Genomic DNA, 23,517 nt, shown 5'->3' on the forward strand with positions numbered 1-23,517 from the left:
AATGCGGAGTTTCAAAGCTTCGTTCGAATGGCTCTATCTGGGGCGGAGCGACACAAGCGGACGGGTCACGCCCCGCGTATTTTGTAATCAAGCCCGCGCGGCTCCTCGCGATTGATGGCCTGAGTTGGGCCATCCTCTCCTGCTGTTGGCTTGAGACGGAAGGTTGGGTATGGCCTTGCTGCCCGAATGACACTGGCGTGCCTAATTGAGGTGAGGCGCAAGCATCGGGGCGCTAGCAGAGAAGGCCTTGGCTGCCAGCTACGAATGAGGGGAGAGCGTCTGTTTCGACTAAGCTGAGAGCAAAAGGGATAGACGAGAACGTTGATCCGGGGTCTTACGTCCACCAAACGGTGGCGGAACCGGTGGCGGCTTTCGGTGGCGCCTGCTGGAGCGTCAACCGCCCAAACCGCAAAACTAAGGAAGATTGATGGTCGGAGTGGAGAGATTCGAACTCCCGACCCTCTGGTCCCAAACCAGATGCGCTACCAGGCTGCGCTACACTCCGTGCCGTGAATGGCAGGGGAGATACACGGTTCACTTCGCCGTCGCAACCCATAAATCCAGCTCTGGCCGAAGATTCCTCGCCGGACCTGTGGATGCAAGACAGAAAAATCTTGATGGGCCGCCAGCCTGCTTGCCGGGCGCATGAGTTCGGTCTGCCTGGCGCAATTGTACGTCAGCACAAGGCTACCTTAGCCGTGGGCGATCAGGCCGATATATTGGGCGTAGCTGATGACAATGTAGAAGAACGCCGTGATGCTAGCGCCTATGACAATGGCATTGAACTCCGCCGAACGTCTCATCATGAGCTGCAAATCCACTGAAATCGATTGAGCCGTAAACTAGTGCTGAGGGAAGGCAGCGGCAATCAGGTTGTGATCACAAGGTGAGACAAGCGGAAATATTGCGAAATCCGGCCGGCAATCACCGGATTTGAAAGGGAGGCGGTGTCGACCGTTATGCGAACGGAGTCGGCAGCCGTGTCGCACACCGCCTTTTTTCTTGAAAAAGCGGGGATTCGCGGCTAAGCAAAATTCATCTCTTGGCATTATCCTCAGCGATGATGCTAAGGCCCGAGAACGGGCCGGCAACGGGATTGAGACCATGAAAGGCGGGCGCTGCCCGCATAGTCGGAGACGCTGCAGTCATGTCTGCCAAGATCTATCGTCCAGCCAAGACCGCCATGCAGTCCGGCAAGGCCAAGACCCATCTCTGGGTGCTTGAATACGATCAGGAGTCGGCGCGCAAGATCGATCCGATCATGGGCTACACTTCCTCGGGTGATATGCGCCAGCAGGTGAGGCTCACCTTCGAAACGCAGGAACTCGCCGAAGCCTACGCCCAGCGCAGCGGCATCGAATACCGCGTCATCGCACCGAAGGATCCGGTTCGCCAGGTCGTCGCCTATCCGGACAATTTCCGCTATACGCGCACGCAGCCCTGGACGCATTGAGATTTCTGGTCCAGATATGCCGCATCCGGTCGCGCTCGTGAGACGCGGCCGCCGGACGGCCCCTTAGCTCAGCTGGATAGAGCACCTGCCTTCTAAGCAGGTTGTCGCAGGTTCGATTCCTGCAGGGGTCGCCACCATTTCAAGTGTCCGTACCGAAGAGATGGGTAACAGCTGGTTTCGGCCTCTGGTGCGGACTCATGTCTGGTCCAGCGGCCCGAGCGGACATTGTCGCTATTCTCGCCGAAGCAAGTTTGTGAGCTTGTTCATATTTCGTTCCCATGGTGCTACTCTCACCCTCAGTGACCGCGAGGGGGCATTTATGGATCAAAGGGCCAAATTCGAGCGACTGAAGGAACTTCACCAGGGGGATAGCGCCTTTGTCATCCCGAACCCATGGGACGCCGGTTCGGCTCGCCTTCTCGCAAGCCTTGGCTTCGAGGCGCTCGCGACCACCAGCGCGGGTTACGCCTTTTCCAAAGGCAAGTTGGATTCATTCGCGAGCCTTGGACGGGATGAGGTTCTTGAGAACGCTGCCGAGATCATCCGTGCTACGGATCTTCCTGTCTCTGCCGACCTTGAAGATGGCTTCGGTGCGTCGCCAGAAACCTGTGCGGAAACCATCCGCTTGGCCTGCGAAACCGGACTTGTCGGCGGATCGATCGAAGACGCAACAGGGAATTCTGCTGCCCCGATCTACGAGCTGTCGCAAGCCGTCGAGCGCATCCATGCTGCAGCAGAGGCTGCACGCGGTCTGCCTTTCCTACTCACGGCGCGGGCGGAGAACTATCTTTGGGAGAGACCCGATCTGGACGATACCATCGAAAGGCTGCAGGCGTTTTCGGCCGCTGGGGCAGATGTACTTTACGCCCCCCGGCTTGCCTGATATCGAGGCAATCAGAACCGTCTGTGCAGCCGTGGACAAGCCAGTCAACGTGGTCATGGGTTTGAAAGGGCGAAAATACTCTGTTGCCGAACTGTCGAGCGTCGGCGTGCGCCGCGTGAGTGTCGGCGGCTCTTTCGCGCGGGCCGCGCTGGGTGCGTTGATGCGCGCCGCTATGGAGGTCAAAACAGCCGGTACGTTTGAGTATGTCGACGACGCGCTCTCCGCTGCATTCGCCAGCCAACTGATGTCACGGGAGAAGCGCCAGGACAGGCTATGAGTTGGGCAGAACCAAAGTCGAGAAGCAAGCTTTCTTCAAGGGACCGCTGCGGCGGTTAGTTTGTCGTCAGCAGGACGACCCGGACGGAACGTCACGGTGACTTTCTTCGCGCGGATGAAACCATCCAGCCCGTAACAGGGTCGGAGCTCGATTTCGATGTCTTCTGGTCCTTTTGGCAGGGCATAGTAGCTGGCTCGACCGCGATCAGCTGCATAGCGGAGGACGAGACCGTTGATCACGTTCTGACGGCTGAAGCCGTCCAGCTGCAGGTCCATAATATCTTCGAAGGTGAAGGTGACGACTGCGTGCTTGTCGAGGACGCGATAGCCATCTTGATCAACAGCGTCGGTGCCAATCCAGCCGTGAATCTTCAGCTCGCTTATGCCAGTGCGATTGAGAGCGAGACTCAAAATTTCCGCGTCATGAAAGGTCGGCTTTTGGCCGAACCACGCCAGCAGTTCCGGACCTCCGGGCATCTTCTCGTAGGTCATCTCATCTCACACGGCAGATTGGTGATGCCACACGATAGCCATTTCAGATGAATTGGCAATCGGCTCTGAATGCACCGTGTCCGCCGCCTGCTGGGCGGCGGCTTCGTCCCAAATGAGTTGCCGCCGGCTTGCGAGCCTGACACTGCAAGCCGGCGGCGCATTCTATTTAGCGACCTTGAAAAATCTTGATGAGCTTCGGGGTGGGCCGGTGACGTTTGATGTCAACGACGTCGTCATAAGTGGCGCGACCGGAAGCGATCGCTGCGACAAATCGATTGCAGCCAACGCGCGCAGCGTCTTTGTCCGAGGTGTTTGTCAAAAGGCCGAAGTTGCGAGTGGTCCTTCCGTCGAAGCCCCTCACGCATTCTTTGACGGCTTCATTTCTCGCTCTCGAGCTGCCCTGCAGCAATGTGACGAGAGCATCATAGTCCTGACGCGTCGGCGTGCAGGCCGTAAGCAATCCCATGGCAATCAATACTGTTAAGATACCAGCGCGCATTATTATATTATTCCCTTAATGACCCATTGATCGGCGTTCGGTGTTTATTTCGATTCGTGTGACGCGGGAAAGACCATGTGCGAAATTGCGAAGGTCGATCAGAAGGCAGAAATGCCTTGCTTCAAACGCGCTTGAAATGGCGAAGCCAGGAAGATACGCGCGGCTCGAATTCTGCAGTCGTTCCGTTATTCGCCAAAGCTCAGGAACGCGGTGCCCATATCTGTTCGAGCGGCGAATTTGCACTGCTCGAGCGTTTTCCGCAAATTCTTCCCTGGAATCTGCTCGAGCGTTCTCAGTGAACGACCGAGAGGTAGCGGATGCCGGCTTCATCAGCCGCTCTCATCAGCGCTTCCCGTGCGGCATTTGGGGGCGTCGTGCCGCGGATGGCGTCGAGGCATGTCCTCACCGCCACGACATATTCCTCGCCGTCATCGCCGGGCCATTGGGAAATGAGCATGGTGGCTGCGTCGCCGAGGGTCCTGACGACGCTGTATTTTTCCTGGCCGCTCATGAGGATCCTCAGTGCGGGAAACTGATGCGATGTGTACCGATTCATGACATTTGGTCCTTGCATCATAAACATATTAGTAACTCTGCAAGAAGTGTTCCAACCAGCGCTGCAGGATGATTATCCTCTATGAATCGGCAAAAGCAGTCGGCAACGCCTCTCCAGGCAGGAAGCCGGGAACTTGTTTTAAACACATTGCCGTCATATTGATTCATCTATCGAAATTGCTTGTCGAGCTTGGTTGCGCCTTGGCGTCCCAGCTGATCTTTCCTTTCAAAATCGATTTCTGCGCCGTCCGGCAGCCGCCGGAGGGTGATTGTCATGCCGGTTGAGGGGGGATCGTCATGAACGCAGGCAATTCTTTGATCGACACAAGCCTCCGCCCACACCCATCGTCGCTGCCTGATATGCCTTCGGTCTTTGACCGCGGATGTCAGCGGCGGCATTCCGGCTGGGTTTTCCAGCCATTGAGGAGAATTTCATGAGCAAGACCAATGCAGAGGCACTGTTGCGCAAAGCGCAGCGCCAGGTTGCCAATACCAGCGGCGGTGGCCATCTCGGCGGCACCAACTTCGGTCAGGGCAATGATGCCAAGACCTCGTCCGGAAGCGGCAATCGCCCGGCGGGCAAGGGTCGGCCGCCAGCTGGCGGCAAACGCTGACTATAAAGCCGCGCGTCTTTTCCGATTTAAGGAACTATGCAGAGGTTGCAGCATCGCGATTGAAGACAGCCCCGCCAAAATGGCGGGGTTTCTGTTTGACAGGCCTCTGAAGGGCGCGGCTCTTCTCAGCGATCCAGGAAATGATCGAAGTAGACCTGGGGGATGGGGTAGGCGTGGACGCCTCTGTCGACGAAGCTGCGCCTATAGAGGCAATTTCTGAGAGCCGCGTTGTAATAAAGGCTTCGCGGGTCCGGCGAGCCTCGTCGCCATGAGCTTGCTTCCGGCACGCAGCGTTGGAGTGCCTTGTCGTATCGAGCCAGGAGGACCGGGTCCGTATCGACCCGAATGCCGCTGTAGGATTGATAGTTTGAAGGAGATTCTGCGGCCGATATACAGCCCAGGCTCAGTGCAACACCAACGACTGCCATCAATCTCATCGGATTTAATTCTCCCCTGATCGATTATCGAAGTATCGAGCCAAACATTATTGGTTCCAGCGCCTGCGGGCAAGGGACGCCTTGTTCCGGCGTCCGCATCTGCCCGAGACGTTGCCCGCATCGCTGCCGCCACAGAATAGCGGCAGCGATGCGTCATCGATCAATCCAGGAGATCGGCCGGGACTTTGCCGCCATTTTCCGAAAGCCGCTTCATCAGGGCCTTGTGCAGCCACATGTTCATTTTTGCGGAATCGTTGGTGTCGCCGGTATAGCCGAGTTCAGCGGCAAGTTCCTTGCGTTCGGTCAGGCTCGCATCCATCCCGACGGCTTTCATCAGGTCTACGATCGAGCGGCGCCAATCGAGTTTCTGACCGCTCTTTTTCGCAGCCGCATCGAGGATCGGGACGATATCGACTGTGGCTGTGCCTGGTGCGGTGGCCGTGGGGACCGGCTTGCTCTGCGGGGCAGGGGCCGCGGGCGCCGGACTGGGGGCTGCCGACGGTGAGGCAGGCGCTGGCGCCGGCTCTGTCTTCGGCGCGCCGGCAGCAACGGGTTCGGCTGCTTTCGCCTCTCCGAAGATTGCATTTTTGATCTTGTCGAAAATACCCATTTTAAACCTCCAGTTCCCTCAGATGAGAACATGCAGAAACATGGACTTCCCGCTTGATATATCCAGGCGGAAAGGGAGTTATTTTTAGCATGTTCAATCGCTGGTGGAAAAGCCAATGCGCGCGACATCTGAGGTCGATCATAGGGAAAAGCTGCCATACGATTATTCGCCGACGGCTGAAGATTGCTGGCGCCATCGGAGGGAATACTTCAGCAGTCCTCCGACTGTTAGCAGACATGCCCGTTTTTGGCACAGTCGGTCGGTCGATTCGGAATTCAATAACCGTGAAACATCATTGCACGCCGCCGAACCGACTTTGCCGCGCCATACTGTGAAACCTTCGTCATCTCTTCACGTTGCCTTGCCATGGACGTCCTGTAGTTGCAGGCGTCCGATCGATCGAAGGCACGCGCGTTCCTCGATTTTCGACTGCCGGGCAGATCGTTCGGCGGAATGGAAACGGAGGAAAACATGACCCATAACCACAATAGACTCTCCTTTGCAGTCTTCGCATCTACCTGCGCCCTCCTTGCCATGCCGGCAAGCGATGCGCGTGCGATCGATGTCGGTGTGTCGGTGAATGCAGGCAACGCCGTCAGCGCCGATGTCGGGGCTTCGATTGGCGGCGGGAGCGGCATCAGCGCCGATGCCGATGCTTCCGTTGGCGGCTCGAGTGGCGTCAATGCCGATGCGACCGCCAATGCCGGCAGTGGCCGGGGCATCGACGCCGATGTCAATGCCAGTGTCGGCGGTGGCAACGGTCTCGACGCAGACGCCCACGCCAGGATCGGTGGCGGGCGTGGCGTCAATGCCGATCTCAACCCACGCATCGGCGGTTCCGATGGAATCGATGCCAACACAACGGCCTCGGTCGGCAGCGGTAATGGCATCGCCAATCTCGCCATAGGCGGGGTAGACGAAGCTGGCGGCGGAGCCACGGCTACGTCTGGCAGCACCCTCAGGCCCTCACAGGCCCGCACTCTGGAGGCCTTCCGGGCGAGGCCTGTCAATGAGCAGCGCAAGATGCTCGTCCGTTGCGCCGACATCTCCGGCTCCGGCGGTGATTCCGGTCTTGCCGGTCTCTGCAGTCTGCTGCAGGCGACAGCCTCCCGCTGAACGTGAAAGACCCGCCGACCGGGAGGCGCGGCGGGTCTTTTCAAAGGACGCTTCGATTTAGTGCAAGATCTGGCTGAGGAACAGCTTGGTGCGTTCGTGCTGCGGATTGTCGAAGAACTCGGCCGGCGAATTCTGTTCGACAATTTGGCCCTGGTCCATGAAGATGACGCGGTTGGCGACCTGGCGGGCAAAGCCCATTTCATGGGTGACGCAGAGCATGGTCATGCCTTCCTCTGCAAGACCTACCATGGTGTCGAGCACTTCCTTGATCATTTCGGGGTCGAGCGCCGAAGTCGGCTCGTCGAACAGCATGATCTTCGGGTTCATGCACAGCGACCGGGCGATCGCCACGCGCTGCTGCTGGCCGCCGGAGAGCTGGCCCGGATATTTGTTGGCCTGCTCCGGGATCTTGACCCGCTTCAGGAAGTGCATGGCCACTTCTTCGGCTTGCTTCTTCGGCATCTTGCGGACCCAAATTGGTGCCAGCGTGCAGTTTTCCAGGATCGTCAGATGCGGGAAGAGGTTGAAGTGCTGGAACACCATGCCGACTTCGCGCCGCACCTCGTCGATCTTTTTCAGATCGTTAGTGAGCTCGGTGCCGTCGACGACGATCTTGCCTTTCTGATGCTCTTCAAGGCGGTTGATGCAGCGGATCATCGTTGACTTGCCCGAACCCGACGGGCCGGCAATGACGATGCGCTCGCCGCGCATGACCTTCAGGTTGATGTCGCGCAGCACGTGGAAATCGCCGTACCACTTGTTCATGTTGACGATCTCGACCGCCACTTCCGTTGCGGAAACGGTGAGCTTTTTCGCTGGAGCTTCAGCCATGACTATTTTCCCTCATTCTTATCGTTGTAGCGTTCTTATCGTTTGTGGCCGGTATCGAGATGGCGTTCCATGAAGCCTGAATAACGCGACATGCCGAAGCAGAACAGCCAGAAGATGAAGCCCGCGAAGATCAGGCCCGTCATTGGCGTGACGGCGCTTGCCCAGTTGGCATCGGAGAAGTTCAGCTTGACGATGCCAAGCAGATCGAACATGCCGATAATGGTGACCAGCGACGTGTCCTTGAAGGTTCCGATGAAAGTGTTCACGATGCTCGGGATCACCAGCTTGATGGCCTGCGGCATGATGATCAACCGGGTCTTCTGCCAGTAGCCGAGGCCAAGCGAATCGGCGCCTTCGAACTGTCCCTTCGGGATCGCCTGAAGGCCGCCGCGGATCACTTCCGCCATATAGGCCGACGTGAAGATCGACACGCCGATCAGCGCCCGAAGCAGTTTGTCCACGTTCCAGCCTGTCGGAAGGAAAAGCGGCAGCATGACACTTGCCATGAACAGAACGGTGATCAGCGGAACGCCTCGAATGACCTCGATGAAGGTAACGCAAAGCATCCGGATGACGGGCATCTTCGAGCGGCGTCCCAGCGCAAGCAGAATGCCGACGGGTAGGGAGACGGCAATACCGACAAAGGACAGGACGAGCGTCACCATCAACCCGCCCCAGAGTGGAGTTTCCACCACTTCGAGGCCGAAGCCGCCGTGAAGAAGCCAGAAGGCGACGATCGGCAGGACGGCGAACAGAAGAATGGCGTTCAGGCCCTTGCGCGGCGCCGACGGGATCAGCATTGGAACCAGCAGCACAATGAACAGGATCCCGACGATCGCCGGCCGCCAACGCTCACCGAGCGGGTAGCGGCCGAAGATAAACTGATCGTACTTGGCGCTGATGAAGGCCCAGCATGCACCGCTCCAGCCGTCAGGCTGGATGCCGCCCTGGAGCGTCGTCGCGCAGAATGTGCGGTCCGGACCGGACCACACGGCCTGGATGAACAACCAGTTGACGAGCTGCGGCACGGCCCATGCGATGAGCGCAAGAGCCAGAATTGTCAGGATCACGTCCTTCGGAGTTGCCAGGAGATTGCGACGTATCCAGGCGACGGCTCCCCTCTCGCCGGGCGGCGGCGGTTCGGCGGCAAGGATGGACGTTCTGACGAAGGGTTTATCAGCAACCGACATCTTATCTCTCCACCAGTGCCATCTTGGCATTGAACCAATTCATGAACAGCGACGTGAGAATGCTCAAACTGAGATAGACGATACCCCAGATGCAGACGATCTCGATCGCTTGACCGCTCTGATTGAGGATCGTGCCACCGACGGCAACGAGATCCGAGAAACCGATCGCGATGGCGAGTGAGGAGTTCTTGGTCAGGTTGAGGTACTGGCTCGTCAGCGGCGGGATGATGATGCGCAGCGCCTGCGGCACCACGACAAGTCTCGTCACGCTCGACGGATGCAGCCCCAGCGCGCCGGCTGCTTCGGATTGTCCCTTTGGAACGCCGCGAATGCCGCCGCGAACGATCTCGGCGATGAACGAGGCGGTATAGAAGGACAGAGCGAGAAACAGCGACATGAATTCGGGGCCGACGACGGAGCCGCCCGTGAGGTTGAATTTTCCGGCAACCGGAACGTCGAAGGTGAGCGGAAAGCCGGAGATAACGAAGACCAGCAATGGCAAGCCGACGATCAGCGCGATCGCCGTCCATACGGTGTGGAACGGCTGGCCGGTTGCGGCTTGGCGTTTGTGGGCCCAGCGCGCGATGATGATGGTGGCGACAATCGCAATCACGAGGGCGATGCCGACCGCTATCATGCCCGTCTCGAAGATTGGCTTCGGGAAGGCTAGTCCTCTGTTGTTGAGGTACATGCTGAACGGCAGACCCACCGACTCGCGCGGCTGCGGCAACACGGAGAGAACGCCGAGATACCAGAAAAAGATGACGAGCAGCGGCGGAATGTTGCGGAAAACCTCGACATAGACCGTGCAGAGCTTGGCAATCAGCCAATTGCGCGACAGCCGGCCGATCCCGATCAGAAAGCCGATGATGGTCGCCGTGAAGATACCGGTCACCGCCACCAGCAAGGTATTCAGAATACCGACGAGAAGTGCGCGCGCATAAGTCGAGTCACTCGAGAAGCCGATCAGCGACTGGCCGATTTCGAAACCGGCGCGACCGCGAAGAAAGCCGAAACCCGATGCCGTATTGCTGCGGGCAAGGTTCACGGCCGTGTTATGGGCCACCCACCACACAAAGCCCACGAGAACGACAATTGTTAGAACCTGGTAAAATATGCTCCGGTATTTCGGGTCGTACATTGCCGACCGGAAACTCCAGCCGGTGCCATGCAAAGGTGTCCTATCCACAGCCTCATGCGTCATACCGCGCCAATCCCCTTGTGCCCGTTTTCGGGCTTTCTTTTTTAACTTTTGGAAGCGGGAAGGCGGCTCGGCCGCCCTCCCGGTAGTTCATGCCAGTGCTCGATTAACGAACCGGCGGTGCGTACTGGATGCCGCCCTTGTTCCACAGAGCATTCAAGCCGCGTTCGATCTTGAGCGGGCTGCCCTGACCGATGTTGCGCTCAAAGATTTCGCCATAATTGCCGACGCCCTTGATGACGTTGGCGGCCCAGTCATTGGTCAGGCCGAGATCGGTACCGATCTTGGTGTCGGTCTCGCTGCCGAGGAAGCGCTTGATATCCGGGTTCGGCGAGTTCTTCATCTCGTCGACATTTGCCTGGGTGATGCCGAACTCTTCGGCATTGATCAGCGCATAAGCCGTCCAGGAAACGATGTCGAACCACTGATCATCACCCTGACGGACGGCCGGGCCAAGCGGCTCCTTGGAGATGATCTCAGGAAGGATGACGTGTTCGTCGGGATTCTTCAGCGTCAGACGCAACGAATAGAGACCGGATTGGTCGGTCGTGTAAACGTCGCAACGACCGGCGTCGTAGGCCGCGTTGACCTCAGGAAGATTTTCGAAGACGACCGGATTGTACTGCAGATTGTTCGTCTTGAAATAATCGGCAAGGTTCAGTTCGGTGGTGGTACCCGACTGCACGCAGACTGCGGCGCCGGAGAGTTCGAGAGCCGACTTCACGTTCAGGCCCTTGCGCACCATGAAGCCCTGGCCGTCATAATAGGTGACGGGACGGAAGTTGAAGCCGAGTGCGGTGTCGCGATTGATCGTCCAGGTCGTATTGCGCGAGAGGACGTCGATTTCGCCGGACTGCAGAGCGGTGAAACGTTCCTTCGCGTTTGTCGGCGTATACTTGACCTTGGTGGGGTCGCCGAACACGGCCGAAGCGACGGCCTTGCAGAAATCGACGTCGAAGCCGGCCCAATTGCCGGAAGCGTCAGGTGCGGCAAAGCCGGTAAGGCCGGTATTGACGCCGCACTGAACGAAACCCTTTGCCTTGACGTCTGAGAGAGTGGTGGCGGAGGCGGCCGAGGCGCCAACTGCCAAAACTGCTGCGCCGATGGCGGCCGACAGGAGCTTATTTTTCATTTTCCCAACCTTTTCCGTTGTCTTATCTTTTCTTGTGGAGAGTGCGTGCCGACAATCCGTGCCGCCTCCCCATTGTCTCGACACCCTCCCGGCGCGAGTGACCCTATCACAGTCGCAAATGTCACTACGGTCAAGTGTCGCGCCCAATAATTGCGGCGAAATGCAACATTTTGGCAGATAGCGCTGCATTCATGGGCGGTTGACTAGGAAATAGGCGTCCTGTTGCGGAAAAATAACGCGAAAATCGAAATTTCCATCATTTCGGATCGTCGCCTCCAACCGATCCTCAAGGGGTTGACCCGAAACGGTCGGGCGTCCAAAAGTCTGGTTTCGCGACCTTTCGCAAAGGCTATCCCCGACATGAAAGACAAAGACAGCTTGCTGCAGAATGCCGGCATCAATACCCGCCTGACCCATATCGGCAACGACCCCTTCGACTATCACGGCTTCATCAATCCGCCGGTCGTGCACGCCTCGACGGTGTTGTTTCCGAATGCGCGGGCGATGGAGACGCGCACGCAGAAATACACCTACGGAACGCGCGGCACACCGACGACGGATGCGCTCTGCGAGGCGATCGACGCACTTGAAGGCTCGGCCGGAACGATCCTTGTGCCGTCGGGCCTTGCGGCCGTCACCATTCCGTTTCTGGGTTTCGTCGCTGCCGGCGATCATGCGCTGGTGGTCGATTCGGTCTATGGCCCGACGCGCCATTTCTGCGACACGATGCTGAAGCGCCTCGGTGTCGAGGTGGAATATTACGATCCGGAGATCGGCGCCGGCATCGAGACGCTGTTCCGGCCGAACACGAAGCTCGTCCACACCGAGGCTCCCGGCTCCAATACCTTTGAAATGCAGGATATTCCGGCGATCTCGGCGGTTGCGCATCGCCATGGCGCCGTCGTCATGATGGACAATACCTGGGCGACGCCGGTCTATTTCAGGCCGCTCGATTACGGCGTCGACATCTCGATCCACGCATCGACGAAATATCCGTCCGGCCATTCCGACATCCTGCTCGGAACGGTTTCGGCCAATGCCGAGCACTGGGAGCGGCTGAAGGAAGCAAACGGTGTGCTCGGCATCTGCGGCGCACCCGATGATGCCTACCAGATTCTGCGCGGATTGCGCACCATGGGCCTGCGCCTCGAGCGGCATTATGAAAGCGCACTCTCGATCGCGGAATGGCTCGAGGGCAGGGACGACGTCGCCCGCGTGCTGCATCCGGCCCTGCCGAGTTTCCCCTCGCACCATCTCTGGAAGCGCGATTTCAAGGGTGCCAGCGGCATCTTTTCCTTCGTGCTTGCCGCCGATGGTCCCGAAAAGTCCAGAGCAAAGGCGCATGCCTTCCTGGACGCGCTCAGGATTTTCGGTCTCGGCTATTCCTGGGGTGGCTTTGAAAGCCTCGCCTTGCATGCCTATCTCAACGATCGCAAGGTCGCCAAGGCGCCGACGGACGGTCCGGTCATCCGCCTGCAGATCGGCATCGAGGACGTGGCCGACCTGAAGGCCGATATCGAACGGGGTTTTGCGGCGGCAAGCGCGGTCTGATCAGGCACGCTCATCGTCGCTTGCGGCGCCTCAAGGCAGATCGACAGCCCGATAGCCGTAGATCCAATCGAGATCTGCCGCGAGGCTTAGCGGCGGCTTGAGGCCGAGCACGAGATCGCGGCCGATCCGAATCGGCCCTTTCGCATGATAGGCGAACCGGTTGAAGGCGCCACGCTGGCGAAGCTTCGCAATGCGCGGCGCCCGATGTCTTTCAAACCGCGCCAGCGCTTCCGCCACGGGACGGTTCGAAAGAAACGCGGCCAGTTCGTAGGCATCTTCGATCGCCATCGCCGCTCCCTGGGCGGCAAAAGGCATCATCGCATGCGCTGCGTCGCCGATCAGAACCGTCTTTCGGCCATCCTGCCATGCGCCTGATGTGGTTTCGAACAGCGGCCAGAACGTCAGCTTCCTATTTCTGTCGAGCAGCGAGACGATCGCGGTGTTCCAGCCGGAAAGGCGCGCCCGCAGTTGCGCCCGCTGCTCGGCCGTCGCTTCGCTTTGCCAGGCCTGGGGCGCGATATTGCCGGCCGTGATCGCCACCATGTTGAAGCTGCCGGTCTCCCTCAGCGGATAGCAGACGAGATGCGCCGAACCGCCGAGAAAGGCCGAAACGCTTGTCCGGTCGAGGAAACCGGGCGCCTCCGTTTCGGCAATGGTGAAGCGGTAGGCGATATTGCCGGAAAAGCGCGGCGAGGGGCTGCCCGGCACCGCTTGCCGGAGCTTCGACCAGACGCCGTCGGCGCCGATCACGACATCGGCCGCCCGCTCGAAAGGCGGTAGGGTCAAGTCCATCCGCACGCCGAGGTGAAGCCGGCAGCGCGGATCGGCCGCAACCGCAGCCAAAAGGGTTTTCTGCAATGTGGTGCGATGCAGGACGCCATAGGGAGCGCCCCAGCGTTCCCGCGCGAATTTGCCGGCCGGCACGGCCGCGAGCTGGCGGAGCGACCCACCCGATATCAGCCGGATCGCGTCCGGCTCGAGCCAGACCTTTGACAGTCCTTCAAGGATACCGAGTTCGGCAAGGATGCGGGAAGCGTTCGGCGAAACCTGCAATCCGGCGCCGATGTCGGTGAGTTCGCCCGCCTGCTCGAAAATCTCCGAGCTGATACCGCGGCGCGAAAGCGCAAGGGCAGCGGTCAGCCCTGATATCCCGGCGCCGATGATGGCGGCATGTTCGACCGGCATTGTCCGTCCGATCCGGATCTGGACGCGTTACGCCGCCTTCACGTGGAAAACGCAACCGGCCGGATTGGTCTGGCTCGGCTTGAGCGTGGAATTGAAGCGATAGAGCGACGAGCAGTAGGAACAGACCTTCTCATTGTCGTCGCCCATGTCGATGAAGATGTGCGGATGATCGAAGGGAGCCGAAGCGCCGGTGCACATGAATTCCTTGACGCCGACTTCGATAACGCGGTGACCGCCGTCGTTCTGGAAGTGAGGAATGTTGTGGCCGGCCATGTCGCTCTCCGAATGCTTTGAAATGTGCGCGAACCTTATAAGCCTTCGCCGCAAATGTGTAGAGCCAAAGCGCCGCGCCAGGCACAGTTTTTAGCCACAGTTTTTGGCTTCACGATAAAGGGCCGCTCGATTATGGTCGCGCCAAAAAGGAAGGCCCGATGAACCTGAATACGCCGACATTTTCGAGCTTCACCCATGACAGATTGCAGCTCGCCTTCTTCGATGAGGGCGATCCGGCCGGCGTCCCCGTGTTGTTGATCCACGGCTTTGCCTCGACCGCAAACGTCAACTGGGTGCATCCGGGCTGGCTGAAGACGCTCGGCGATGCCGGCTACCGGGTGATCGCCATCGACAATCGCGGCCACGGCGCAAGCGACAAGCCGCACGATGCCGAAGCCTATCGTCCCTGGGTCATGGCCGGCGATGCGATCGCCTTGCTGGATCATCTCGGCATCCCGGAAGCCAATGTCATGGGCTATTCGATGGGCGCGCGCATTTCCGTTTTTGCCGCGCTTGCCAATCCGTATCGCGTCCGTTCGCTGGTGCTCGGCGGCCTCGGCATCGGCATGACCGACGGCGTCGGCGACTGGGACCCGATCGCAGATGCGCTGCTGGCTCCCTCGCTGGAGGCGGTGACGCATACCCGCGGCCGCATGTTCCGCGCCTTCGCCGAGCAGACGAAGAGCGACCGCGTCGCGCTTGCCGATTGTATCCGCGGCTCGCGCGATCTCGTCGCCCGCTCCGACATGGCCAAGCTGGACATGCCGACGCTGATCGGCGTCGGCACCAAGGATGATATCGCCGGCTCGCCGCAGGAATTGGCGGCGCTGATGCAAAATGCCGAAGCGCTCGATATTCCCGGCCGCGATCATATGCTCGCCGTCGGCGACAGGGTTTTCAAGCAGGCGGTTCTGGCCTTCTACGCAAAGGTCGCCCATCGCTGACAACATCGTGATGCCGAAAAACCATACTAAAAAACCATGGCGACGGCACCCATTTATGTTATTGGCGTTTTCCTCTATATATTGGCATTCCGAAAACGGCATTCCTTCCGGCAACGAGGAGAGCGGCGATGGTCGCAAAGACTGACATTCGTGCTTTTGACACAGGCCATCCGCTGAAGGTGATGGATCCCATCTGGGACAGCCTGCGTGAGGAAGCCCGACTCGCCGCCGAACGCGATCCGGTTCTCGCCGCCTTCCTCTATTCTACTGTGATCAACTACCATTCGCTCGAGGAATGCGTCATCCACCGCATCTGCGAACGTCTCGATCACCCCGACATGCAGGCGAACCTGCTTCGCCAGACCTTCGAGGAAATGCTCCTCGACTGGCCGGACTGGAGCTCCATCCTGCGTGTCGATATCCAAGCGATCTACGACCGCGATCCCGCATGCCTGCGCTTCATGGAGGCGGTACTTTATTTCAAGGGCTTCCACGCGCTGCAGACGCATCGTCTCGCCCATTGGCTGCTGAACCGCGGCCGGCGTGATTTTGCGCTTTATCTGCAGAGCCGTTCCTCCAGCGTCTTCCAGACCGACATCAATCCGGCCGCCCGTATCGGCAAGGGCATCTTCCTCGATCACGCCACCGGCCTCGTCGTCGGCGAGACGGCCGTCATCGGCGACAACGTCTCGATCCTGCACGGCGTCACACTCGGCGGTACCGGCAAGGAGGGCGCTGACCGCCATCCGAAGATCGGCTCCGGCGTCATGATCGGCGCCGGTGCGAAGATCCTCGGCAATATCGAGATCGGCTATTGCTCACGCGTCGCCGCCGGCTCCGTCGTCCTGAAGGCGGTGCCGCCCAAGAAGACGGTTGCGGGCGTGCCGGCCAAGGTCGTCGGCGAGGCCGGTTGTTCCGAGCCGTCGCGCAACATGGACCAGGTGATCGGCGCCGATATCTGAGCGCCCGTTGGAAACAAGGATAGGAAAAGTCGGCGGGATCCGAGCGGGCAGGGCCATGAGCAAACGGCAACCTTGCCTTTACACCGCTGCATTTCCTGTGCAAGAAGCGGCCAATCAAGACCGCTTACGGAGATGACAGAGTGAAGCCAGAAGAAATCAAGAAGCTCGACGCCTATTTCAAGCGCATGTTCAACCCGCAGATGATCGTCAAGGCGCGTCCGCGCAAGGATGATTCTGCGGAAGTCTATCTCGGCGAAGAATTTCTGGGTGTCGTCTATATCGATGACGAGGACGGCGACCGCTCATACAACTTTTCGATGGCGATCCTCGACGTCGATCTCTGATCGCGCTCGAATGCTTCAAAAGGACCGAACGGCGCAATCCGTTCGGTCTTTTTTGTTTTTCGATTCGGAGTGAGAATTTATTCAAAACTTCTGGTTGCGGCATTCTGATATATTTTAGCAAAATCAGTTAAAGACGTACGTGCCCTGACGCGCGGACTTTGTTATATGATTGTCATGCAACTACTGGATGTTGTGCAGCGCACAAGACTACTTGACTATTTTTGCATTGCAGCTACCCTGCCGCCACCAACAGCCCAACGGAGGATGGCTTATGTTCAACTTTGAAGACGCCAACAAGAAGAGCAAGGAAGCCGTCGACACGGCGGTGAAAACTTATTCCGACACCACCAAGGGTTTTCAGGCGATCGCCGCTGAAGCCACGGAATATTCGAAGAAATCCTTTCAGGACGCGGTGACGCATTTCGAAACCCTGGCCGGCGTCAAGAGCTTCGAGGCCGCTTTCGAGCTGCAGACAAACTACGTCAAGGCGTATTTTGAAGGCTTTGTCTCCGAGACGACGAAGCTCAGTGAGATGTATGCCGATCTCGCCAAATCAGCCTACAAACCCTATGAAGCGCCGGTCGCCGCTGCTGTCGTCAAGACCGCCAAGTCGGCGCCCTCGGCGACGCCTGCTGCTGCATGAATCGATTTTGACGGCGCAACCTGCGCTACATATTGAAAAACGAAGACCGGCTACGCATCTGTGGCCGGTCTTTTTGTTTCCGCTTTCGCTGCAGCGCCCGCATGGGATCGACCAGGGACTTTTTTGGTCTTTCCCGTGCATGCCGGCCATTTCTTGATTGCAGTGTCTGACAGGGGGCTTAAAATCAGCCTATTATGAACTAAGTTAGTGTTTCAGATATTCGGCGGGAAAAGCACCCTCCCATGCTCCGCCGGATTGCTTGAGGAATGAATGACAATGATCGCAAAGCCGATCCGGATGCAGAACGACAGCGAAAGGAACGGGGACAACGCAAATCGAACCTCGGTCATCACACGCACCAAGCCGAAGACCAAAAAGCCCAACCTCTATCGCGTGCTGCTTTTGAATGACGACTACACTCCCATGGAATTCGTCATCCATATTCTGGAGCGTTTTTTTCAGAAGGATCGTGAAAGTGCCACCCGCATCATGCTTCATGTCCATAACCACGGCGTTGGCGAATGCGGAATATTCACATACGAGGTAGCGGAAACGAAGGTCAGCCAGGTGATGGACTTCGCCCGGCAGCACCAGCATCCGCTGCAATGCGTCATGGAAAAGAAGTGAGGATCTGAACGTGCCAACATTTTCGCCTAGTTTAGAGAAGGCGCTCCATCAGGCACTGACCTTTGCCAACGAGCGGCACCACGAATATGCGACGCTCGAGCATCTGCTGCTTGCCCTGATCGACGATGCCGATGCGGCCGCGGTCATGGGTGCCTGCAATGTCGATCTCGACACCTTGCGCAAGACGCTCGTCGAATATGTCGATAACGAACTTTCCAACCTGATCACCGGTTATGACGAGGATTCGAAGCCGACCTCCGGCTTCCAGCGCGTCATCCAGCGTGCCGTCATCCACGTGCAATCGTCTGGCCGCGAAGAGGTGACCGGCGCCAACGTGCTCGTCGCCATCTTCGCCGAGCGCGAAAGCCACGCCGCCTATTTCCTGCAGGAGCAGGAGATGACCCGCTACGATGCCGTCAACTATATCTCCCACGGCATCGGCAAGCGGCCGGGCGCTTCGGATGTGCGTCCCCCGCGCGGCGCTGAGGACGAAGCCGAAAGCAGCAAGCCGACTGCGCGCGGCGGCGAGGAAGAGGGCGGCCCGAAGAAGCAGCAGGATGCGCTCAAGGCCTATTGCGTTAATCTCAACGAGAAGGCCAAGGGCGGCAAGATCGATCCGCTGATCGGCCGTCACGCCGAGGTCAGCCGTACCATCCAGATCCTGTGCCGCCGTTCGAAGAACAATCCGCTCTACGTCGGTGATCCCGGCGTCGGCAAGACGGCGATCGCCGAAGGCCTTGCCAAGCGCATCGTCGAAGGCAAGGTTCCCGAAGCCCTCGCCGATGCGACGATCTTCTCGCTCGACATGGGCACGCTGCTCGCCGGCACGCGCTACCGCGGCGATTTCGAGGAGCGCCTGAAGCAGGTCGTCAAGGAACTGGAAGAATATCCGGGCGCCGTGCTCTTCATCGACGAGATCCACACGGTGATCGGCGCCGGCGCCACCTCGGGCGGCGCGATGGATGCATCGAACCTGCTGAAGCCGGCCCTGTCATCGGGCGCGATTCGCTGCATCGGTTCGACCACCTACAAGGAATACCGCCAGTTCTTCGAGAAGGATCGTGCGTTGGTCCGTCGTTTCCAGAAGATCGACGTCAGCGAACCGTCGATCGAAGATGCGATCGAGATCATGAAGGGCCTGAAGCCCTATTTCGAAGAGTATCACCACCTTCGTTATTCGAACGATGCCATCAAGTCGGCCGTCGAATTGTCGGCCCGCTACATCTCCGACCGCAAGCTGCCCGACAAAGCGATCGACGTGATCGACGAAACCGGTGCGGCCCAGATGCTGCTGCCGCCGTCCAAGCGCCGCAAGCTGATTACCGAAAAGGAGATCGAGGCGACGGTCGCCACGATGGCGCGCATTCCGCCGAAGACCGTCTCCAAGGACGATGAAGCCGTGCTCGCCAATCTTGAGCAGGAACTGCGTTCTGTGGTTTACGGCCAGGATATCGCGATCGAAGCTCTTTCGACCTCGATCAAGCTGGCGCGTGCTGGTCTTCGCGAGCCGAACAAGCCGATCGGCGCCTATGTCTTCTCCGGTCCGACCGGCGTCGGCAAAACCGAGGTGGCAAAGCAGCTGGCATCGTCGCTCGGCGTCGAACTCCTGCGCTTCGACATGTCGGAGTATATGGAGCGGCACACGGTCTCGCGTCTGCTCGGCGCGCCTCCCGGCTATGTCGGCTTCGACCAGGGCGGTCTTCTGACCGATGGCGTCGACCAGCACCCGCATTGCGTGGTCCTGCTCGACGAAATCGAGAAGGCCCATCCCGACATCTACAATATCCTCTTGCAGGTCATGGATCACGGCACGCTGACCGACCATAACGGCAAGAAGATCGACTTCCGCAACGTCATCCTGATCATGACGACGAATGCGGGTGCGTCGGAAATGGCCAAGGCGGCGATCGGCTTCGGCTCGTCCAAGCGCACCGGCGAGGACGAGGAGGCGCTCACCCGCCTGTTCACGCCTGAATTCCGCAACCGTCTCGACGCGATCATTCCTTTCGCGGCGTTGCCGACGGCCGTCATCCACAAGGTCGTACAGAAGTTCATCATGCAGCTGGAGGCCCAGCTTTCCGAAAGGAACGTCACCTTCGACCTGCACGAGGATGCGATCGCCTGGCTGGCGGAAAAGGGTTACGACGAGAAGATGGGCGCCCGCCCGCTTGCTCGCGTCATTCAGGATACGATCAAGAAGCCGCTTGCCAACGAGATCCTCTTCGGCAAGCTGAAGAAGGGCGGCGTCGTCAATGTCACCGTCGGCCCGAAGGAAGACGGCAAGCCCGGCATCGTGCTCGAAGCCATCTCGGAAACGGCGCCGATCAAGCCGAAGCCCGAAGCCGAGGTCGTGCATCCCGAAGCCGAGGATGGGGATGACGGCGAGCTGAAGACGAAGGCAGCCCGCAAGACGCGCGCCAAGGCGGTGCCGCAGGCCGAGCCTGAGGTCCGCGACGCCCCGAAGAAGGGAAGCGCGGTTCCGAAGGTTCCACGCAAGAAGTAAGATACTGTCACCGAATTGGAAAAGGCCGCGTCACCCGCGGCCTTTTTCGTTTCCGGATCTGTATGCCCTTTTCAGAGCCTGGTGTAGTCGATCTCGAGAAAGTCGGCGACCTCGGGCACCCAGCGGTCGCGCACGAAGGCGACATGCAGGGGATGGAGGTTGTACGTGTCGTAGCCAGCCTGATCGTCGAATTCCATCGAAAAGCCGAAGGTAAAATCGTTTTTTGGACTCGTCTGCCGAAGCTGCTCGAAGTTCCGCACGCTCGGGATCTTGGCAAGCACCAGCGCGTCGGCGAGAAACGACGTTTCTTCAGCCGAGCCGGCTTCGTGCTTCAGGCGGAACGCGACAGTATGGCGGATCATGATCTTGTTCCTTCAGAGGTGCGAACGAAATTCAGTAGAAGAGCGTCAACGGGAACGATGGGATGGGTATGCCGGTCATGAAGGATACCGCAGCGGATTGACGATATCGAACCCGTCGAAATCTTTCTCGTTATCCGTGACGACAATGCATCCGTTGGCCTCGGCGACAGCCGCGATGATCATGTCGAGGCCGCTGCGTGGCCGGCCTTTGGCCCTTCCATCAGCCATCAGCCGTGCCCAGATCAGGCCGGCCTTCTCGTCGAATGCGAGGATACGACCGGCAAATAGGGCGTGCGGACCTTCGGGCCCTGAAAACCATGCCTCCAACTGATCGCGCTTCTTGCCGGCAGGCTTCTCAAGAACGCCGCTTCGGATCTCGGCGACGGTAAGGGAGGAAATAAAGAGGTCTGTGTCGGTCTGAACGGCCATCCAGGCCAGCAGGGGCTCCGATGGCGCGGGCTTGGTGACATTGCTGAGAATGTTCGTGTCGAGCAGATAACGCATCAAGGGTCGACTTTGCGACCTTCCTCGCGAGGGCGCGTGAGGTCGAGGTCAGCGCCGACCATAGGAGAGCGGCGAAGCGCGGCCAGAATGCCGCCTTTCGGAGCAGGCTCGCCGGCAATCGATTGACTGACGACCGCACGCAAACGCGAGGCATCCGGACCTTCTTCCGCAAGGCGCCGAGCAAGGGAGCGGATAAGATCTCGGTCGCTGTCAAGCGCAATCACCTCAAAGCGCGCCATACCACGCTCGCCGAGGCGGGATCGATAATTTTGAATGGCACGCTTTTGCGAACTGGTCACGATGCACCTTCAGCTTATTTCCGGTAATATATCCAGAAAATCACCGTTCAGCAAGGATGGACTGTCAGTGGGACGTCCGCCCACCAGTTGTTGACCTTACGCGAGTGCTGCCCTGATCTTTTCGGCATTGCCGGCAAGCACCGCACCGTCCTCCATCTTGCCGGAATGCGGCTTGAGGGCCATGCCTTCATGCCGCGGGATGACGTGGAAATGCAGATGGAACACCGTTTGCCCGGCGGCCGGCTCGTTGAACTGGGCGATAAACACGCCATCGGCGTCGAAGACCTCCTTCACCGCATTGGCGATCTTCTGGACGACTGATATCGCGTGGGTGAGGGTGGCTGGATCGGCATCGAGGAGATTGCGCGACGGCGCCTTGGGAAGGACGAGCACATGGCCCGGCGCCTGCGGCATCACGTCCATGAAGGCAATGGTATGCTCGTCCTCGTAAACCCGGTGCGAGGGGATTTCGCCGCGAAGGATCTTGGCGAAGATGTTGTTGTCGTCATAAGCGGCCGGGCTGGTCATCACGAAATCTCCTCGTTTTTCAGAGCGCCGTGCGTCTTTTCAAACGCGCTAAGGACACTGTCGCACTTTGAATCGCTGCACAGTTTTATCCTTAAATCGATTCCGATTTAAGGAATATGCGTCGTCGAGCGGGTAACGCAGCCGGTGCGGCGGCGTCAATCCTCCTGCTGACGCTCGCCCTTGCGGAAAGGACTGTGCTCGCTCAGCAACTCGCTCATCTGTTCGACATCGGCGCGCTCGCGGGCGAGATAGTCGCCGATCGCCCGGCGAAGGCCGGCATGCGCGACATAATGGGCGGAATGCGTCGTCACCGGCAGGTAACCGCGGGCGAGCTTGTGTTCGCCCTGCGCTCCGGCCTCGACCCGTTTCAGCCCTTTCGAAAGGGCGAAGTCGATCGCCTGGTGATAGCAGACCTCGAAATGCAGGAAGGGATGATCCTCGATGCAGCCCCAGTGACGGCCGTAGAGCGTATCGCCGCCGATGAAGTTGATCGCGCCGGCGATATAGCGCCCGTCGCGCTTGGCCATGATCAGCAGGATATCGTCGGCCATGCGCTCGCCGATCAACGAATAGAACTTGCGGGTGAGGTAGGGCCGGCCCCACTTGCGCCCGCCAGTATCCATGTAAAACTTGAAGAACTGGTCCCAGATGCGTTCTGTCAGGTCGCGGCCGGTCAGCCAGTCGATGCTGATTCCGTTTTCGAGGGCGGCGCGGCGCTCTTTGCGCAACGCCTTGCGTTTGCGCGAGGCAAGCGTTTCGAGAAAATCCTCGTGATTGGCATAGCCGTCATTGATGAAATGGAACTGCTGGTCGGTGCGGTGCAGATAGCCGTCCATCTCGAAGACGCCGATCTCATCATCCGGCACGAAGGTGATGTGGGCCGAGGAGATGCCGAGCCGGCGCACCACCTCCTTCAGGCTTTCGGCGATCGCGCTCTGGATCGGCAGTCGCTGCAGCCCTTCGGCGACAAGAAGCCGCGGGCCCGTCGCCGGGGTGAACGGGATCGAGCACTGAAGTTTGGGATAATAACGCCCGCCGGCCCGCTCGAATGCGTCGGCCCAGCCATGGTCGAAGACATATTCGCCCTGGCTGTGGTTCTTGAGATAGCCGGGCAGGGCGCCGATCAGTTCGCCGTGCCCGGTCTCGAGCAGCAGATGGTGGCCGAGCCATCCCGTCTCTGCGTCGGCCGAGCCGGATTCTTCCAGCGACGATAAAAAGGCGTGCGAAACGAAAGGGTTGTAGGCAATCGTAGCGCAGGTCTTCGAGGCCCCGGAAAGCCTGGACCAGCTCTCCGGGGAAATCGCGGTGAAGGAGCGTTCTACGCGAATGGATAATTCATCAGTCATGGGACAAATGCGAAGCCTGTGGGAGGAGAGTCTCGGCTCTGCCTTACAGCGCCGCGCGTCTTTTCAGATCCGCAAAGGACGCTGTAACACTTTGAGTTGCGGCATAATTTTGTCCTCAAATCGATCCGGTTTAAGGAATTATGCAGCAGTTTGCGCA

Annotated in this window: 26 protein-coding genes, 2 tRNA genes and 1 pseudogene; 12 read left to right on the forward strand and 17 right to left on the reverse strand. The window is 59.1% G+C overall.

Translation table 11 applies throughout. The annotated features are described in order from the left end of the window. Positions 1-428: 428 nt before the first annotated feature. A tRNA-Pro gene (locus tag RlegSU303_RS09655) sits at positions 429-505 on the reverse strand. Positions 506-1,147: 642 nt separating this feature from the next. Between RlegSU303_RS09655 and RlegSU303_RS09660 the strand changes: the two genes are divergently transcribed. The 3 genes and pseudogenes from RlegSU303_RS09660 to RlegSU303_RS09670 all read left to right on the forward strand — a co-directional run bounded on the left by RlegSU303_RS09660 (position 1,148) and on the right by RlegSU303_RS09670 (position 2,613). Continuing rightward, positions 1,148-1,453 carry an ETC complex I subunit gene (locus RlegSU303_RS09660; protein ID WP_131629416.1) on the forward strand — a complete coding sequence of 102 codons (306 nt, stop codon included), beginning with the start codon at positions 1,148-1,150 and terminating at the stop codon, positions 1,451-1,453. 57 nt (positions 1,454-1,510) lie between these two features. Beyond that, positions 1,511-1,587, forward strand: a tRNA-Arg gene (locus RlegSU303_RS09665). Positions 1,588-1,772: 185 nt separating this feature from the next. Next, a pseudogene (locus tag RlegSU303_RS09670) lies at positions 1,773-2,613 on the forward strand (isocitrate lyase/PEP mutase family protein). Between the two features lie 35 nt (positions 2,614-2,648). On the opposite strand, the gene RlegSU303_RS09675 reads toward RlegSU303_RS09670, so the two are convergent. The 3 genes from RlegSU303_RS09675 to RlegSU303_RS09685 all read right to left on the reverse strand — a co-directional run bounded on the left by RlegSU303_RS09675 (position 2,649) and on the right by RlegSU303_RS09685 (position 4,186). Further along, entirely contained in the window at positions 2,649-3,104 is a 456-nt protein-coding gene (locus RlegSU303_RS09675) for an Imm50 family immunity protein (protein WP_077981130.1), read from the reverse strand. A 166-nt stretch (positions 3,105-3,270) separates the two neighbouring features. After that, positions 3,271-3,603 carry a hypothetical protein gene (locus tag RlegSU303_RS09680; RefSeq protein WP_077981129.1) on the reverse strand — a complete coding sequence of 111 codons (333 nt, stop codon included), beginning with the start codon at positions 3,601-3,603 and terminating at the stop codon, positions 3,271-3,273. Between the two features lie 292 nt (positions 3,604-3,895). Continuing rightward, positions 3,896-4,186 (reverse strand): DUF982 domain-containing protein, encoded by a 291-nt coding sequence (locus RlegSU303_RS09685; RefSeq protein WP_017960252.1) that lies wholly within the window; start codon positions 4,184-4,186, stop codon positions 3,896-3,898. A 406-nt stretch (positions 4,187-4,592) separates the two neighbouring features. On the opposite strand from RlegSU303_RS09685, the gene RlegSU303_RS09690 reads away from it, so the two are divergent. Continuing rightward, entirely contained in the window at positions 4,593-4,772 is a 180-nt protein-coding gene (locus RlegSU303_RS09690) for a hypothetical protein (protein WP_003559012.1), read from the forward strand. 125 nt (positions 4,773-4,897) lie between these two features. On the opposite strand, the gene RlegSU303_RS09695 is transcribed toward RlegSU303_RS09690, so the two are convergent. Continuing rightward, positions 4,898-5,209: a hypothetical protein gene (locus RlegSU303_RS09695; RefSeq protein ID WP_017960254.1), complete on the reverse strand. Its 312-nt coding sequence runs from the start codon at positions 5,207-5,209 to the stop codon at positions 4,898-4,900. Positions 5,210-5,369: 160 nt separating this feature from the next. Beyond that, a complete protein-coding gene (locus RlegSU303_RS09700) occupies positions 5,370-5,819 on the reverse strand; it encodes a DUF3597 domain-containing protein (protein WP_131622534.1) in 450 nt (149 codons plus the stop codon). 471 nt (positions 5,820-6,290) lie between these two features. Between RlegSU303_RS09700 and RlegSU303_RS09705 the strand changes: the two genes are divergently transcribed. Further along, complete coding sequence (locus RlegSU303_RS09705; protein WP_231283772.1) at positions 6,291-6,935, forward strand: hypothetical protein; 645 nt, start codon at positions 6,291-6,293, stop codon at positions 6,933-6,935. 57 nt (positions 6,936-6,992) lie between these two features. On the opposite strand, the gene RlegSU303_RS09710 is transcribed toward RlegSU303_RS09705, so the two are convergent. The 4 genes from RlegSU303_RS09710 to RlegSU303_RS09725 all read right to left on the reverse strand — a co-directional run bounded on the left by RlegSU303_RS09710 (position 6,993) and on the right by RlegSU303_RS09725 (position 11,289). Further along, positions 6,993-7,766 carry an amino acid ABC transporter ATP-binding protein gene (locus tag RlegSU303_RS09710; protein ID WP_012757299.1) on the reverse strand — a complete coding sequence of 258 codons (774 nt, stop codon included), beginning with the start codon at positions 7,764-7,766 and terminating at the stop codon, positions 6,993-6,995. Positions 7,767-7,801: 35 nt separating this feature from the next. After that, complete coding sequence (locus tag RlegSU303_RS09715; RefSeq protein WP_077981125.1) at positions 7,802-8,956, reverse strand: amino acid ABC transporter permease; 1,155 nt, start codon at positions 8,954-8,956, stop codon at positions 7,802-7,804. 1 nt (position 8,957) lies between these two features. Further along, complete coding sequence (locus RlegSU303_RS09720; RefSeq protein ID WP_231283773.1) at positions 8,958-10,160, reverse strand: amino acid ABC transporter permease; 1,203 nt, start codon at positions 10,158-10,160, stop codon at positions 8,958-8,960. Positions 10,161-10,263: 103 nt separating this feature from the next. Next, the gene (locus RlegSU303_RS09725; protein WP_017960259.1) at positions 10,264-11,289 is read right to left on the reverse strand and encodes an amino acid ABC transporter substrate-binding protein; all 1,026 of its coding nucleotides are present in this window, start codon (positions 11,287-11,289) and stop codon (positions 10,264-10,266) included. A 360-nt stretch (positions 11,290-11,649) separates the two neighbouring features. Between RlegSU303_RS09725 and RlegSU303_RS09730 the strand changes: the two genes are divergently transcribed. After that, on the forward strand, positions 11,650-12,840 hold the full coding sequence (locus tag RlegSU303_RS09730; protein ID WP_077981278.1) for a cystathionine beta-lyase: 1,191 nt from the start codon (positions 11,650-11,652) through the stop codon (positions 12,838-12,840). Positions 12,841-12,870: 30 nt separating this feature from the next. Here RlegSU303_RS09730 and RlegSU303_RS09735 read toward each other — a convergent pair whose 3' ends face one another. After that, a complete protein-coding gene (locus RlegSU303_RS09735) occupies positions 12,871-14,025 on the reverse strand; it encodes an FAD-dependent monooxygenase (protein WP_222402684.1) in 1,155 nt (384 codons plus the stop codon). A 27-nt stretch (positions 14,026-14,052) separates the two neighbouring features. Continuing rightward, positions 14,053-14,298, reverse strand: coding sequence for a zinc-finger domain-containing protein (locus RlegSU303_RS09740; RefSeq protein WP_222402685.1), 246 nt, complete (start codon positions 14,296-14,298; stop codon positions 14,053-14,055). 158 nt (positions 14,299-14,456) lie between these two features. On the opposite strand from RlegSU303_RS09740, the gene RlegSU303_RS09745 reads away from it, so the two are divergent. The 6 genes from RlegSU303_RS09745 to clpA all read left to right on the forward strand — a co-directional run bounded on the left by RlegSU303_RS09745 (position 14,457) and on the right by clpA (position 20,321). After that, entirely contained in the window at positions 14,457-15,242 is a 786-nt protein-coding gene (locus tag RlegSU303_RS09745) for an alpha/beta fold hydrolase (protein WP_222402686.1), read from the forward strand. Between the two features lie 128 nt (positions 15,243-15,370). Further along, entirely contained in the window at positions 15,371-16,204 is an 834-nt protein-coding gene (cysE, locus tag RlegSU303_RS09750) for a serine O-acetyltransferase (protein WP_003539276.1), read from the forward strand. 140 nt (positions 16,205-16,344) lie between these two features. Next, the gene (locus tag RlegSU303_RS09755; protein WP_003539277.1) at positions 16,345-16,548 is read left to right on the forward strand and encodes a DUF3126 family protein; all 204 of its coding nucleotides are present in this window, start codon (positions 16,345-16,347) and stop codon (positions 16,546-16,548) included. Between the two features lie 271 nt (positions 16,549-16,819). Beyond that, the gene (locus tag RlegSU303_RS09760) at positions 16,820-17,191 is read left to right on the forward strand and encodes a phasin family protein (protein ID WP_017960264.1); all 372 of its coding nucleotides are present in this window, start codon (positions 16,820-16,822) and stop codon (positions 17,189-17,191) included. A gap of 276 nt (positions 17,192-17,467) precedes the next feature. After that, positions 17,468-17,818 carry an ATP-dependent Clp protease adapter ClpS gene (gene clpS, locus RlegSU303_RS09765; RefSeq protein WP_017988219.1) on the forward strand — a complete coding sequence of 117 codons (351 nt, stop codon included), beginning with the start codon at positions 17,468-17,470 and terminating at the stop codon, positions 17,816-17,818. 10 nt (positions 17,819-17,828) lie between these two features. Continuing rightward, a complete protein-coding gene (gene clpA, locus RlegSU303_RS09770) occupies positions 17,829-20,321 on the forward strand; it encodes an ATP-dependent Clp protease ATP-binding subunit ClpA (protein ID WP_094086063.1) in 2,493 nt (830 codons plus the stop codon). Between the two features lie 71 nt (positions 20,322-20,392). Here the strand turns inward: clpA and RlegSU303_RS09775 are convergent, their stop codons facing one another. From RlegSU303_RS09775 to RlegSU303_RS09795, 5 genes are all read right to left on the reverse strand, one after another. Then, positions 20,393-20,683, reverse strand: a complete 291-nt coding sequence (locus RlegSU303_RS09775; protein ID WP_003559040.1) for a Dabb family protein — start codon at positions 20,681-20,683, stop codon at positions 20,393-20,395. Positions 20,684-20,758: 75 nt separating this feature from the next. After that, complete coding sequence (locus RlegSU303_RS09780; protein ID WP_231283817.1) at positions 20,759-21,187, reverse strand: PIN domain-containing protein; 429 nt, start codon at positions 21,185-21,187, stop codon at positions 20,759-20,761. Then, entirely contained in the window at positions 21,187-21,426 is a 240-nt protein-coding gene (locus RlegSU303_RS09785) for a hypothetical protein (protein ID WP_205931710.1), read from the reverse strand. The genes RlegSU303_RS09780 and RlegSU303_RS09785 overlap by 1 nt, the downstream gene beginning before the upstream one ends. A gap of 156 nt (positions 21,427-21,582) precedes the next feature. After that, complete coding sequence (locus tag RlegSU303_RS09790) at positions 21,583-22,014, reverse strand: HIT family protein (protein ID WP_231283774.1); 432 nt, start codon at positions 22,012-22,014, stop codon at positions 21,583-21,585. Positions 22,015-22,169: 155 nt separating this feature from the next. Next, positions 22,170-23,360: a GNAT family N-acetyltransferase gene (locus RlegSU303_RS09795; RefSeq protein ID WP_094086059.1), complete on the reverse strand. Its 1,191-nt coding sequence runs from the start codon at positions 23,358-23,360 to the stop codon at positions 22,170-22,172. Positions 23,361-23,517 lie beyond the last annotated feature (157 nt).

The sequence above is a fragment of the Rhizobium sp. SU303 genome, assembly GCF_021052345.1.
GTDB classification, from domain to species: domain Bacteria; phylum Pseudomonadota; class Alphaproteobacteria; order Rhizobiales; family Rhizobiaceae; genus Rhizobium; species Rhizobium laguerreae.

Bases quoted from the DNA above. Each gene is read 5' to 3' on its own strand.
- RlegSU303_RS09720 (WP_231283773.1), bottom strand. From the start codon at position 10,160: ATGACGCATGAGGCTGTGGATAGGACACCTTTGCATGGCACCGGCTGG.
- RlegSU303_RS09705 (WP_231283772.1), top strand. From the start codon at position 6,291: ATGACCCATAACCACAATAGACTCTCCTTTGCAGTCTTCGCATCTACC.
- RlegSU303_RS09680 (WP_077981129.1), bottom strand. From the start codon at position 3,603: ATGCGCGCTGGTATCTTAACAGTATTGATTGCCATGGGATTGCTTACG.
- RlegSU303_RS09760 (WP_017960264.1), top strand. From the start codon at position 16,820: ATGTTCAACTTTGAAGACGCCAACAAGAAGAGCAAGGAAGCCGTCGAC.
- cysE (WP_003539276.1), top strand. From the start codon at position 15,371: ATGGTCGCAAAGACTGACATTCGTGCTTTTGACACAGGCCATCCGCTG.
- clpS (WP_017988219.1), top strand. From the start codon at position 17,468: ATGATCGCAAAGCCGATCCGGATGCAGAACGACAGCGAAAGGAACGGG.
- RlegSU303_RS09710 (WP_012757299.1), bottom strand. From the start codon at position 7,766: ATGGCTGAAGCTCCAGCGAAAAAGCTCACCGTTTCCGCAACGGAAGTG.
- RlegSU303_RS09725 (WP_017960259.1), bottom strand. From the start codon at position 11,289: ATGAAAAATAAGCTCCTGTCGGCCGCCATCGGCGCAGCAGTTTTGGCA.
- RlegSU303_RS09740 (WP_222402685.1), bottom strand. From the start codon at position 14,298: ATGGCCGGCCACAACATTCCTCACTTCCAGAACGACGGCGGTCACCGC.
- RlegSU303_RS09660 (WP_131629416.1), top strand. From the start codon at position 1,148: ATGTCTGCCAAGATCTATCGTCCAGCCAAGACCGCCATGCAGTCCGGC.
- RlegSU303_RS09785 (WP_205931710.1), bottom strand. From the start codon at position 21,426: ATGGCGCGCTTTGAGGTGATTGCGCTTGACAGCGACCGAGATCTTATC.
- RlegSU303_RS09690 (WP_003559012.1), top strand. From the start codon at position 4,593: ATGAGCAAGACCAATGCAGAGGCACTGTTGCGCAAAGCGCAGCGCCAG.
- RlegSU303_RS09700 (WP_131622534.1), bottom strand. From the start codon at position 5,819: ATGGGTATTTTCGACAAGATCAAAAATGCAATCTTCGGAGAGGCGAAA.
- RlegSU303_RS09715 (WP_077981125.1), bottom strand. From the start codon at position 8,956: ATGTCGGTTGCTGATAAACCCTTCGTCAGAACGTCCATCCTTGCCGCC.
- RlegSU303_RS09695 (WP_017960254.1), bottom strand. From the start codon at position 5,209: ATGAGATTGATGGCAGTCGTTGGTGTTGCACTGAGCCTGGGCTGTATA.
- RlegSU303_RS09775 (WP_003559040.1), bottom strand. From the start codon at position 20,683: ATGATCCGCCATACTGTCGCGTTCCGCCTGAAGCACGAAGCCGGCTCG.
- RlegSU303_RS09730 (WP_077981278.1), top strand. From the start codon at position 11,650: ATGAAAGACAAAGACAGCTTGCTGCAGAATGCCGGCATCAATACCCGC.
- RlegSU303_RS09735 (WP_222402684.1), bottom strand. From the start codon at position 14,025: ATGCCGGTCGAACATGCCGCCATCATCGGCGCCGGGATATCAGGGCTG.
- RlegSU303_RS09685 (WP_017960252.1), bottom strand. From the start codon at position 4,186: ATGTTTATGATGCAAGGACCAAATGTCATGAATCGGTACACATCGCAT.
- RlegSU303_RS09675 (WP_077981130.1), bottom strand. From the start codon at position 3,104: ATGACCTACGAGAAGATGCCCGGAGGTCCGGAACTGCTGGCGTGGTTC.
- RlegSU303_RS09780 (WP_231283817.1), bottom strand. From the start codon at position 21,187: ATGCGTTATCTGCTCGACACGAACATTCTCAGCAATGTCACCAAGCCC.
- RlegSU303_RS09745 (WP_222402686.1), top strand. From the start codon at position 14,457: ATGAACCTGAATACGCCGACATTTTCGAGCTTCACCCATGACAGATTG.
- RlegSU303_RS09790 (WP_231283774.1), bottom strand. From the start codon at position 22,014: ATGACCAGCCCGGCCGCTTATGACGACAACAACATCTTCGCCAAGATC.
- RlegSU303_RS09795 (WP_094086059.1), bottom strand. From the start codon at position 23,360: ATGACTGATGAATTATCCATTCGCGTAGAACGCTCCTTCACCGCGATT.